Source organism: Massilia frigida (assembly GCF_011682175.1).
GTDB lineage: Bacteria > Pseudomonadota > Gammaproteobacteria > Burkholderiales > Burkholderiaceae_D > Telluria_A > Telluria_A frigida.
Map to the genome: position 1 here is coordinate 79,982 of NZ_WHJG01000020.1, position 12,646 is coordinate 92,627.

Sequence of the window (12,646 nt, forward strand, 5' to 3'; positions counted from 1 at the left end):
ACTACCCCTTAATTGATACTCATCGAACCGCCTAGGCTTCGCCGGGCGCCGTTCCGTCGAACCTGCGCGACCCACCTCATCTGCTTCTGCAGCTCCTTCAGTGCGATATTGGGGTCATCAGGGAGCAGTGCCACCGTGAACTCGAACCGACGCGAAAGCGCCTCGAATACATCGACGCGGTTGACGAGAAGTTGGGACGATGGAGCATCCTCATTTAGAAAAAATAAACGCAACAAGCGGTCATGCTGACGTTCGCTGACCAGATCTTGCAAGCTCATGCGTTCTCCATACAATGAATTAAACAAGTATCGCCGCACTCCTATGCAGAAGGAAGAAGGCCCAGAGTCGACCGTTCGTATTGCCAAATAGTAGCATAAATGCCAACAGTTCTGAAACTTGCTCAAATGAATTGAATGTTACACAAACCGGTGCCGCATCGGTAATTTCCTGATGCGGGACCTATCACGCGAAGCGATATGATATAAGCAAGAGGTTCCTTAGTTAACCGTCCACTTGAGCATGCTCACCACACTTGCCATTGCCAATTACCGCTCGCTGCGCGACCTGATTTTGCCCCTGCAACCGTTGAACGTGATTACCGGGGCCAACGGCAGCGGCAAGTCGAGCGTGTACCGCGCGCTGCGCCTGCTGGCCGAGACCGCGCAGGGCGGGCTGATTCCGGCGCTGGCGCGCGAAGGCGGCTTGCAGTCGACCTTGTGGGCGGGGCCGGAGACTATCTCGCGGGCGATGCTCGAAGGACGGCACGAGGTGCAGGGAACGCGGCGCAAGGAAGCGGTCAATCTGCGCCTGGGTTTTGCCAGCGATGCCAGCAGTTACCTGATCGACCTCGGCTTGCCGCTCAAGTCGGACATGCCCAGCGCATTCATGCTCGATCCGCACATCAAGCGCGAGTGCATCTGGAGCGGCCCCTTCCTGCGGCGCGGCGCCCAGTTTGTCGAGCGCACCGGGGCGATCGTCAAGTTCAAGGACAGCGCCGGCGAGTGGCGCGTGCTGAGTGCGGCCCTGTCCACGTTCGACAGCATGCTGACCCAGCTTGGCGACGTGCGCGACGGCGTGGAGATGCTGCAGTTGCGCGAGCAAGTACGCGCATGGCGCTTTTACGACCATTTCCGCACCGATGCCGACGCGCCAGCCCGACGCGCGCAGATCGGCACGCACACGCCGGTGATGAGCGACGATGGCCACGACCTGGCCGCCGCGATCCAGACCATCATCGAGATCGGCGACGCCGACGCCCTGCACGAAGCGGTGGACGACGCCTTCCCCGGCGCCTCGCTGGAGGTGGAGATCAGCGACGGACGCTTCGAGCTGTTCATGCAGCAGCACGGCCTGCTGCGCCCGATGCGCACCAGCGAGCTGTCGGACGGGACCTTGCGCTACCTGCTATGGATCGCCGCCCTGCTCACCCCGCGTCCGCCCGAACTGCTGGTGCTGAACGAACCGGAAACGAGCTTGCACCCCGACCTGCTGGCGCCGCTCGGACGCCTGATGGGCAAGGCTGCACGGCATTCGCAGATCATTGCTGTGTCGCACGCCAGCGGGCTGATCGCAGCGCTGGAGAAGCAGCGCGGCTATCAGTCGATTTGCCTGGAAAAGGAGTTTGGCGCGACCCGGGTCGTGGGCATGCGCGAGCTGGAAAAACCGGCATGGCACTGGACCACGCGCTGATATGCCGGGCGCGCCTGTAGCGGGCGCACCGGTTCGTGCCTGCGATCAGAAGCCAGGTATTGGCCCCTCGGTTTCATAGCTCACGGGTTCGGGTTCGCCTTCGATCAGCGCAGGCAACTGCGCGGCGAGGGTCTTGAAATGCGGCGTCTGGTAGTGTTCATCCAGATCGGCCCGGCTCTTCCACACCTCGAAAAAGACGAACTTGTTCGGGGTATGCGGCGATTGAAGGAAGTCGTAGCGAATGCAGCCGGGCTCGGCGCGCGAGAGCGGCACCAGCATGGCGGCGAGTTCGATCAGGGCCGGGCCTGCGTCCGGTTTGGCGGTGAGTGTGACGGAAAAAACCAGCATGTGTGCTCCATGGCGTACGTTGAAAAGGAAAGCTTGCCAGCATAATCGACGCGCATGCATCATTAAAACTTAAACAATCTTTCCTGAATTATATCTCCTCTTCTCCAAGGCCGTTGGCGCAGCCCGGTTTCACCTGGCCGGCGCACGCCGGCCAGGGTGTGTCTGCCTAATCAGCGCGAACAGATTCCATGTCGATACCGTTAAGTCGTCGTTCCCGCGCAGTGTTAGCGGGTTGTAAAAGCGCGCAAATAGGGGACTTGCGCGCGCTTTTGAGCAGCGATCGAATCGGCCCCGATTCCCGGGAGCGACCTCACCACACTGTGCACTTAGTACAGTCGGGCACTGCACGGGTTTGTAACCGCGCCTGCCGACCTACATGAGCGATAATGCAATGTTATTAGTTTGATCGACGCACACAACAATAAGGCGGAACGCATGCGGCATTTCGAGTTTGACGACGGCACATCCCGGAAATTCTGGAGCATTGAACAGGATGAATGCGAGCTTAACGTTTGCTTTGGCAAATTCGGTACAACCGGCCAGCGCCAGACCAAAGTTCATGCCGATGCGGACAAGGCGGCTGCCGCGCTGGCCAAGCTGGTCAAGGAGAAGACCGCAAAGGGCTATGTCGAAACAGCTGCCGGTGCCCCTGTCGCAGCGCAGGTCCCGCTGCCCGTCCCGGCTGCGAAGGCAGCGACGCCACGTGTGGCACCGGCGGAACCCATCGCACCGGTTACGGCAGCGCCAGCGTCCCCTGGCGCGCGCACTGATATCGCCCCGTGGCTGGCACTCGACACCCTCGTCGTCATACCGCCCAAGCTGGCCGCGCTGGCGCTGCCGTCACGCCGCTTTCCCGGCAAAAAGCCAGGCAACGACCTGGCAAAACTGTGGGACAAATTTTGCGAAGCGATGACCGAGAGCTTTTGTTATCCCGAGTACGACGTGGCCTCCAAGGCTTTCAAACCCGCCGTTAACGAGGCTGCTACACGCTTCCATCAGGACCAATGGGAAGGCTCGCTGGAATCGGACGCGATACTGCTTGCGGCCGAAGCAAAATTACCTTCCTACAGCAAGGCGGCGCGCAGCACCGGGTCGGCATTCGTCGATTTTCTGGTGGCACGCAAGGGCCTGGCCTACGCGCTGGACGTGCTGTTGCAGATGGAGCGCTGGAGCTGCACCGTCGAGCACAAATCGAATGGGTATTACTTCAGCTTCACCGATGCCGACGAAAATGCCTTCAACTACACGAATAACGGTATTTACACGGCCACCGAACTGGCCTATCGCGCACACCTGGCCCATGCCGACCAAGCTACATGGGATCAATGCCTGGCGCTTTGCCAGGCAGCCGTGCCCGGCCTGCCGGTCAAGCGCCGTCCACTGTTCGGCCTGCTGTTTTCCGAGCAGGCCGGCTGGTGCGAGCAGCTGATACTGGACTACGCGGCCACCCCGGACTTTACGCCCGCATACTGGTTGCAACTGGGGGCAAGCTCGCCGGAAACCGTGCGCCTGATGACATATGCGCCGCCCTCATACCGTGGCGCCGAATCGGGCTTCACCTACCCCCGGCTGGTCGCCACGCTGCTGCAGGAACGCGGCCTCGCTGCCGAGGCGCTGCTGGTCGCGTATCCGGAAAATGACCTGGCTGCCGAAGGCCTGGCCTGTATCGGCACGCCTTCGTCCATGCGCGCGCTGGCCGGGGCGAGCAGCACCGGCAAAGAGGCGATGGCGCGCTTCACCGCTGCCGTGCAGTGCTGGCCGCTAGCTGGCATTGCCGGGCTGAGCGAGATGATCGGCGCCGAGCGCAAGGCCATGACAGCGTTCGCGCCCATGCTCGCGACCTTGCTGCGCAGCCAAGCCGACATGTTGGCCGCGCTGCGGCCATGGCTCTCGGACGAGGCCAACAAGGTCATCGACGTATTGAGCGCGCACATTGGCGAGCGCGCCGACCTGGCCGGGCCGGCCGATTTGCCGCGCGTGCTGGCCGTGGCGCCATGGACGGTGCCAGGGCGCCGCGCACCGGCACCGATGGAGCTCGATCTGCTGGACCTGGCGCCCGTCGAACAGTGGGCCGAGGGCGAACGCGAGGCACTCCTTGTGCCGAGCGATTGGGACCAGACGCTGAGCGAAAAGCTGGGCAACTTGCCTGGGCTGATCGACTGGTTCCGCCTTGGCACGAAGAACACTGACCGTGTCGCGCGCTGCCTGGCCAAGCATGACGGCGCTGACCTGGCGGCATTGTGGATCGAGCTTCGCGACAGCCGCGACGAGTGCCCATATTTCAGTGCGCGCGGCGCCATGCTTATGCCGCAGCCAACGGGGCTGGCGTTTTGGAATGAGCTAGCCTGCCAGGGGGACTACGATATCGATTTTGTCCTTGCCCGGTCAGGTGTCGGCGCGATCCCCGGCATGGTCCTCGTCTGCACGTTCCGTGCCTTGAAAAATCTCCACCTCGCGCTGCACCTGGGGGCGATCGAACTGGCGCTGCCCGTCGCGCGTGCCTTTGCAGAGCTGAAGACGGTGCGCGATACCGCGCGCCAGTGGCTGCTGGCGTTTCCCGAACATGCCGCCTGCGGCCTGATCGCGTATGCGCTCGCGGCGCCTGGGGCGGAGCGCCGCTGCGCAGTGCTGGCGCTGCGCCTGCTGGCGGCGGAAGGCCACGATGCTCTGCTGATGGCGGTGGCGAAGCGCTACCCCGATCCGGCCGTGGCGCTGCGCGTGCGCGCGCTGCTGGACGAAGACCCGCTCGACCGCTACCCCGACAAGCGCATCAAGGCGCCCGATTTCTGGCAGCCGGCCGGATGGACCCGCCCGGTCCTCGCCGCTAGTGGCAAGGGCTTGCCCGACGAGGCGCTCGACCATCTCGGGACCATGCTGCGCTTTCCCACCATTGAAGGCCCCTACGCCGGCATCGTCGACGTCAAGGCCGCGTGCACGTCCGATTCGCTGGACGCTTTCGCCTGGGATCTGTTCAGGGCCTGGATGGACGCCGGCGCCCCGGCCAAGGAGGGCTGGGCCTTTCTCGCGCTGGGGATGCTGGGCAACGATCGCAGCGCGCGCAAACTGACGCCGCTGCTGCGGGCGTGGCCCGGCCAGTCGCAACACGCACGCGCGGCAGCAGGGTTGGACATACTGGCTGCCATCGGCACCGATACGGCGCTCATGCTCCTGAACGGCATCGCCCAAAAACTCAAGTTCAAGGCCCTGCAGGACCGCGCACGGACCAAGATCGAGCAGATCGCCGAAGCGCGCAATCTGAGCATCGAGGAGCTCGAGGACCGGCTGGCGCCGGACCTGGGGCTGGACGATAGCGGCAAGCTCGCACTGGACTTCGGGCCGCGCCGGTTTACGGTCGGCTTTGACGAGACGCTCAATCCCTATGTGCGCGACGACAGCGGGGCGCGCCTGAAAGACCTGCCGAAACCGAAAGCCAGCGATGACCAGGCCCTGGCGGCAGAAGCGGTGGCGCGCTTCAAGCTGCTTAAAAAGGATGCCAAGGTGATCGCGGCGCAGCAGGTGTTCCGGCTCGAGTGCGCCATGTGCACGCCACGTCATTGGACTGCCGAAGTCTTCGTGGCCGTCCTGGCGCAGCACCCGCTGCTGCGCCACCTTGTGCAACGCCTGGTATGGGGCGTGTACCAGCAGGTGGCGCAGGAGCGGGCGCGCTTGGTCGCCTGTTTCCGGGTGACGCCGGAGGGCTTCTATACCGGCGCCGGCGACGAGGATTTTGTGCTGCCCGACGGTTCCGACGTGCGGATCGGCATTCCTCATGCGCTGGAACTGCCCGCCAGCGACGCTACCGCCTTTGGCCAGCTGTTCGCCGACTACGAATTGCTGCAGCCATTCGCGCAGCTCGGCCGCGACAGCTATCGCGCTGAAGCCGACGAGCTGGACGGGTGCACATTGCAGAGGTGGGAGGGCAAGGTAGTGCCGACCGGCCGGATACTCGGTCTGGTCAACCGGGGCTGGCGCCGCGGCAGTGCGGAAGACCACGGCTGCATGTATTACTTCTGCAAGCCGATCGGCACTGACAAGGCGGCCATGCTTTCCTTTGGTCCCGGCATTTATACCGGCAATCTTACCGAGAACCCGGAGCAGACACTCGCCTTCGTACAGTACGGCAAGGCCAACCGGGACGGTTTTCCTTCGCCGACAGAAAGCCTGTCCACGCTCGACCCGGTTGCCCTGAGCGAATTGATACGCGATATCGCCGGGCTGTGTGCATAGGCGGGTGGCGTCTGCACGGGTTTGTAACCGCGCCATGATTGGGCTTTGCACGCGCTTTTTCCCGACCGCTTGTGGTGGACCTTAGCGAATCCTGTTTTTCTCGGGATGCCCGGAGCGCGGCCCGCATCTTAGGCTGGCGCCCCGCTGCTCTGGATTCCTTGTGCTCGACGGCGTGGCCACGATCACGCGCGACAAGGCCAGGATCAAGGAGCTGTGGAACTTCATCCTGAAAACCTGGTTCACCGAAGGCGAAAACGATCCGCGTATCACGGCCATTAAGATCACCCCGGGCCAGGGTTACTACTGGGATAACAAGCACGGCAAGGCCGTCGCCGGCGTGAAGATGCTGGTGGGCGCCGTGATCGGCAAAACCCTCGACGATTCGATCGAAGGCAAGATCGCCGTGTAGCTGCGCGTGGCGCATGCGCCCAATCGGGTGTTGCGTACGGCCTACCCCACGCCCCACACCCGCGCCAGTTTGCACAGGTAGTCGTACAGGCGCGCGCTGGAATGGGGCATGTACGGAAGCAGCGATTGGTAATCGAAGTTGGGATGGTTGGTGGCCCACGTCAGCGCTGCCGCTATGTGTTCGAGCGTGTCATCGTCGTGACTTTGCCTGATCAGGCCGGCCTGGGTCTCGGCCAAGCCGGCAAAATCGGTGACCTCATGCGTAAACAATATGCGGTAGAGAACCAGACGCAGTGTTTGAGTGGATGTCGCCATGCCTTACCGGACCATTTTTTGCATTGGTGAGACGCGCGGCGTCGTGGCGGCTTGCCTCAAGCGAGCGCTCGCGCCGGAATGCTATCGACGTCCTCGAAAAAAACCCCGATCCAGGCATCGAGCGCCGCCCAGAAATTGACCACTTCGGGATGCCCCGGATCGTCATGCCACCAGATCAAGCCCGTTGCGACGCCGTCCGGCGCCGACAAGTCCAGGCACAGGTAATCGCCACCGCCGTTGTGAAAGACGGTAATCACCTTGCCGATATCGACAGGCATGGCGGCCGCCGTCGCGTCATCGATATCGAAGCGGTCCTCGGACAGGTAAGCCCAGTCCGCCACAGGCAGCGGCCCCATGGAATTGGCGGACAAAAAGGTCCAGCCATTGTGCACCGTTGTGTAAAAGTCACGAAATTGCTGCGGAATGCGCGGCCACACCGACTGAAACCGTTCAGGCGCAGCCGTCAGCGGCGGATGCCCCCGATACAGATACAGCTCGCCGCCGGCGGTAAACGGATACAGCAGCGACACGGCTCGATCCACCTCGGCCAGCAATAACAGCGGCCTGGCCTGCTTGTTGAAGAAGGTTGCCAGGTTCGGCAATTGCTCCGAAAAATCATGCCAGCCGGCCGAGGCCTCCAGGCGCCCGCTGGCTTGCTGCGCCTGCAAGATCGCCACCCATTGCGGCGGCACCGGCAAGCCGGACGGGAGTTGCGCCGCCGTTTCCGCCAGCAGCGACGGCTTGACGAAGCGTGACAGCGACTCCCACACCACTTGCTTGCTGATCACCATGGCCGACACTGCTCCCGCAACGACAAAAAGTGGGTCGATTCCGACCGCAGGGCAGGCTCAATCGGCCGCGCCACATGCAAAAAAGGAAGCTTATCTTTTTGGAAATTGGATATACTAGCATGGATATGTTGATTTTTAGATACTAAATTCAGCCCCGACGACCACGACCAAGCCCGAGCACGCATGACAAATCATTCCGATTCAAACGGTTGGACCAGCTTCAATAATACCTTGAGAAAGATGCAGCAGAGCTACGAGATGGCTGGCGACCAGGCCCGGCGCGATATGCACCGGCGCCTGCGCCGCCTCTCGAATCACATGGTCGAGTCGATCGAACGCATCGGGGAAGCCACGCTGCAAATTGAAAGTGTGCGTTGCGGCATGTTTGTTTCCACCGCGCTCGACCGCTCCGAACACCGTTTCACGGAATTGCTCAAAGCCCAGCTGGCCGGCCTGGACTTGTCGCTGGTCTGGGTCATCCTGTGGTCGGCAGCCAAGGAAGTGGCCCTGTACGTGGGCGGCGGCGCCGTGCTCGGCGGCGCCATCGGTGGCGGGCTGGGCGCGCTGGGCGGTGGTATCGGCGCCGTGCCCGGCGCGGCGGCCGGCTCCACCCTGGGCGCCCAGCTCGGCACCGAAGTCCTGGTCTGGATGGGCCTGGGCGAACTGGTCATTCATATCGGCAAGACCATCCCCGACATGGCCGTCAAGATGATTGAAGGCTTTGCCCTCGCGTGGCAGGCGGGCCGGCTGCCCGAGAATGCGCGCGCCCAGTCCGCCACCATGATGCAGCAATCGGTCGAAGCGTTTGCGCAAGGCAAGATGCTGCTGTTCATTGCGATCCTGTCGGCCATCGCGCTGTATCTGTCGCGCGGACAAGCCAAGCAGAGCATGCTGCTGCAGCACTTAAGCAAAAGCAAGCTGGGTCCCAAGTTTTCCAACTGGGTCGCCGCCAACCGCGATGTACTGGCCAACCATCCGGCCCTGCAACCGCGCAGCGCCGCCGCCGATGTCGACGCCGCTGCGGCTGCGGCTGCGGCCGCCAAAGCCAAACCTGCGCCGGCAGCCAGCGCGCACGCGCCTGAGCCGGTGAAGAACCCGGCGCCGGTCAAGGAAAAACCGCGCAAGGAAGGCGAAGCCGCCGAATCCTGCCCAGCCTGCCTGCTGGTGGCCAATCCGGTCAATCCTATTTCCGGCAGCAAGATCCTGGCCGGCACCAGCGAGCGCGATTTTTCCCTGCCCGCCGCCCTGCCCCTGGCCTGGCAACGCGTCTACAGCTCGGCGCAGCGCAAGGCCGGCTGGCTCGGCCAGGGCTGGAGTACGCCGCTGTCGGAATCGCTCCACATCAGCGACGGCCAGGTGGTCGTGCAGGACGCGTTTCAGCGCGACATCACCTTCTCGCTGCCGCGCGTGGGCGATGCGCTGTATTCGCTGTCGGAAAAAATCACCCTTGAGCGCACCGGCGAACGCAGCTTCGAGCTGATCGACGACAAGGGCTTGCGCAGCCAGTTCGCCATGCTCGGACGCGCGTATGACACCGCCGTGCTGGTCGGCATGGTCGACGCCAACGACAACAAGATCAGCATCGCCTACAACGCGCGCCAGCTGCCCGACACCATCGAGGATAGCGCCGGGCGCGTATTCGTGCTGGATTTCATCGAGCATCGCGGCCAGCTGCGCCTGGGCAGCGTCAGCGTGCAGCGCGACCCGGTCGATTACGAAGAAGCCACCAACGAGGTGCTGGTGAGCTACGCCTACGATGCGCTGGGCAACCTGTCCGAGGTGCGCAACCGCATGGGCCAGCTCATGCGCCAGTTCGCCTACAGCAATCACATCATGGTCGAGCACGCGCAGCCCGGCGGGCTGGTGTCGCGCTACGAATACGATGAGATTGAATGGACCGGCAAGGTCACGCGCAACTGGACCAACAATGGCATGTCGTGGGATTTCCGCTACCTGGCCGGCGAAACCGTGGTCACCGACAACCTGGGGCGCACCCAGCACTACCGTTTCGACAAGAAGCGGCGCTTTACCGGCATGATCGACGCGCTCGGCGGCGAGACTACGCGTCGCCTCGACAGCAACGGCAACCTGGTCGGCATCATCCATCCGGGCGGACGCAGCACCAGTTACCGCTATGACGGCCGCAGCCGGGTGGTGCGGGTGGAAAGCGGCGGCAAGGGCACCGGCATCGTGTACGACACCGTGTTCGACAAGCCGGCCCTGATCACCGATGCGCTCGGCGCCACCACCGCGCTGCGGTATGACGAGCGCGGCAACCTGCACAGCGTGACCGATGCGCTCGGCCAGCGCACCGTCTACCACTACGACCAGCAGGGCTTGCCGGTGAAGGTGGTCGACGCCGCCGGCGGCGTCAAGAAGCTGGCGTTCAACCGCGCCGCGCAACTGATCAGCTATACCGATTGCTCGGGCAACAGCAGCTACTACAGCTACGACGAGGACGGGCGCCTGCTGCGCGTGACCGATGCGCATGGCAGCGCGACCGCGTATGCCTACGATGCGGCCGGACGCCTGACGAGCGCGGTACAGGCGGATGGCACGGCCGAGCATTACGAATACGATGCGCTGGGCCGCCTGCTGGCGCGCGTCGATGCCGCCGGCAAGCGCACCAGCTACGAGCTCGCCGAAGACGGCAAGCCGCGCAAGCGCATCGACGCGCGCGGTGGCGTGATGGAATACCGTTACGACGGCCTGCGGCGCATGGCTGAGCTGATCAATGAAAACGGCGACGCCCACCGCTTCGTCTACGACGCGCTCGACCGCCTGATCGAGGAAACCGGATTCGACGCGCGCCTGACGCGCTACCGCTACGACGACAGCGGGCAGCTGGTGGCGAAGGAAGAACACGGCAGCGGCGAACGCACCGAATACAGCCGCATCGACACCAGCTACCTGCGCGACAGCGCGGGCCAGCTGGTCGACAAGATTGTCTCGCGCGTGACCGGCGAGGCGCGCGCCGAACAGTTGCGCCTGCGTTATGCCTACGACGAGCTGGGCCGGATGACCCAGGCCGCCAACGCCGATGCGCAAGTGTCGCTTCAATACGACGCGCTGGGCCGGCTGGTGGCCGAGCAGACCGACAGCGACGCTGGAACCACGCTGCTGCGCCATGCCTACGACGAGATGGGCAACCGCATCCAGACCGTGCTGCCGGATGGCCGGGTGCTCAACAACCTGTTCTACGGCTCGGGCCATCTGCACCAGATCAATATCGATGGCGAGGTCATCACCGACATCGAACGCGACCAGCTGCACCGTCCGGTCAGCCGCACCCACGGCGCCCTGACCAGCCAGTTCCGCTACGACCACGCGGGGCGGCTGCTGTCGCAGGTGACCGGACAGATCGGCGTGGGCGAAGGCGCCGCGCCGGTGATCGCGCGCCAGTACGAATACGACGACAGCGGCAACCTGCTGGCCATCGACGACAAGCGCAACGGCCGCACGACCTATAGCTACGACGTGATCGGACGCATCCTGTCGGCGGTGCAGCCGCAGTCGGACGAACGCTTTGCGTTCGATCCCGCGCATAATCTGCTCGACGCAAGCGTTGCCGGCGTGGGCCGGGTCGAAGGCAACCGGGTGCGCGTGTTCGAGGACAAGCGCTACGATTACGATGCGCACGGCAATCTGAGCGAGAAGCTGGTCGGCAGCCACACGCGCATGCGCTTCGAGTGGAACGGCGCGCACCAGCTGGTCAAGGCGGTCATCACGCGCAATGCGCAGGACGAGCAGCCGACGCTGCACACGGTGAAATATGCCTACGACCCGTTCGGACGCCGCATCGCCAAACGCGACAAACAGGGCACCACGCGCTTTTCGTGGGATGGCAACCGCCTGCTCGGCGAAGCGCGCGAGGGCCACAGCCGCACCTACATCTACGAGCCGCATTCGTTCGTGCCAGTGGCGCAGTCGGACCTGGCGCCGCCGTCCGCGGGCGGGAACGATGCGCAAACCGGACCGGTGCTCACCTACCTGCACACCGACCACCTGGGCACGCCGCGCGAAGCGACCGCGCCCGATGGCGAGCTCACCTGGGGCGCCAGGTTCAAGGCCTGGGGCAAGCTGCTCGAAGAAACCACGCCGGCCGCGCACATAGACTCCTCGGCGGACGGCCTGGACCAGTTCCAGGCGATTCGTTTCCAGGGCCAGTACCACGACATCGAAACCGGGCTGCACTACAATCGCTTCCGCTATTACGATCCCGACGTTGGCCGTTTCGTGTCCTGCGACCCGATCGGTCTGCTGGGTGGCAACAATCTGCATGCCTATGCGCCGAATCCCACCCAGTGGGTCGATCCGCTCGGGCTGACGCCGTGCACGAAATGCGGCGCCGACCATACCGGCAAGTCGTTCGAGGAAGTGCTGGTATTGCATGGCAACGCCAATCGCACCCTGATCATCGGACAAATCGAAGCGGCGGTACAACCGTCGATTGAACGCATACTGGCGCTCGATCCGACTGCAAAAATCGGTTTCCGGGGCAGCCTGGTCGATGGCTTGAAGAATCCCACCAAGCTGGGACCGGACGGGGAACGGGTCGCATTCGATGGCATCGTTGCCACCAAAGGCGGCAAGCCTTATGACGGGCCGCAAGGCTACGACATCGATTTGTTTGTCATCAGCGATGACCTGGCCGCTCAGTTTCCGAAGAAGACCTTCTTCAAGGACATCAGCAAATTGGATGAGTCACTGAACGACACATTCAAGGATCTTGAAACAACGATGAAAGACAATCCGGTTCTTGAAGGAATGAAGAGCGAGCTTCCTGTGTTCAGGATATTTACCAAGGAACAAATCGCCAGGAAACAGGAAACCCAGCATTATTTCCCGACCGGGAATTAAGGAACAAC

Annotated in this window: 8 protein-coding genes; 4 read left to right on the forward strand and 4 right to left on the reverse strand. The window is 63.3% G+C overall.

Translation table 11 applies throughout. From position 1 onward, the window contains the following. Nucleotides 1-8: 8 nt before the first annotated feature. Entirely contained in the window at nt 9-278 is a 270-nt protein-coding gene (locus tag F2P44_RS19305; protein ID WP_167088676.1) for a hypothetical protein, read from the reverse strand. Between the two features lie 241 nt (nt 279-519). Here F2P44_RS19305 and F2P44_RS19310 point away from each other — a divergent pair, with 241 nt between their 5' ends. Further along, complete coding sequence (locus F2P44_RS19310; protein ID WP_167088677.1) at nt 520-1,689, forward strand: AAA family ATPase; 1,170 nt, start codon at nt 520-522, stop codon at nt 1,687-1,689. A 45-nt stretch (nt 1,690-1,734) separates the two neighbouring features. On the opposite strand, the gene F2P44_RS19315 is transcribed toward F2P44_RS19310, so the two are convergent. Continuing rightward, the gene (locus F2P44_RS19315; protein WP_167088678.1) at nt 1,735-2,037 is read right to left on the reverse strand and encodes a putative quinol monooxygenase; all 303 of its coding nucleotides are present in this window, start codon (nt 2,035-2,037) and stop codon (nt 1,735-1,737) included. 435 nt (nt 2,038-2,472) lie between these two features. On the opposite strand from F2P44_RS19315, the gene F2P44_RS19320 reads away from it, so the two are divergent. Together F2P44_RS19320 and F2P44_RS35625 are read left to right on the forward strand one after the other, a co-directional pair. Continuing rightward, nucleotides 2,473-6,264, forward strand: coding sequence for a WGR and DUF4132 domain-containing protein (locus F2P44_RS19320; RefSeq protein WP_167088679.1), 3,792 nt, complete (start codon nt 2,473-2,475; stop codon nt 6,262-6,264). Nucleotides 6,265-6,424: 160 nt separating this feature from the next. Then, nucleotides 6,425-6,673: a pyridoxamine 5'-phosphate oxidase family protein gene (locus tag F2P44_RS35625; RefSeq protein ID WP_370662720.1), complete on the forward strand. Its 249-nt coding sequence runs from the start codon at nt 6,425-6,427 to the stop codon at nt 6,671-6,673. A 41-nt stretch (nt 6,674-6,714) separates the two neighbouring features. Here F2P44_RS35625 and F2P44_RS19330 read toward each other — a convergent pair whose 3' ends face one another. Both F2P44_RS19330 and F2P44_RS19335 read right to left on the reverse strand, forming a co-directional pair. After that, nucleotides 6,715-6,987: a hypothetical protein gene (locus F2P44_RS19330; protein ID WP_167088680.1), complete on the reverse strand. Its 273-nt coding sequence runs from the start codon at nt 6,985-6,987 to the stop codon at nt 6,715-6,717. A 56-nt stretch (nt 6,988-7,043) separates the two neighbouring features. Then, nucleotides 7,044-7,778, reverse strand: coding sequence for an SMI1/KNR4 family protein (locus F2P44_RS19335; RefSeq protein ID WP_167088681.1), 735 nt, complete (start codon nt 7,776-7,778; stop codon nt 7,044-7,046). A 183-nt stretch (nt 7,779-7,961) separates the two neighbouring features. Here F2P44_RS19335 and F2P44_RS19340 point away from each other — a divergent pair, with 183 nt between their 5' ends. Continuing rightward, the gene (locus F2P44_RS19340) at nt 7,962-12,638 is read left to right on the forward strand and encodes a DUF6861 domain-containing protein (protein ID WP_167088682.1); all 4,677 of its coding nucleotides are present in this window, start codon (nt 7,962-7,964) and stop codon (nt 12,636-12,638) included. The last annotated feature ends 8 nt before the right edge of the window (nt 12,639-12,646 follow it).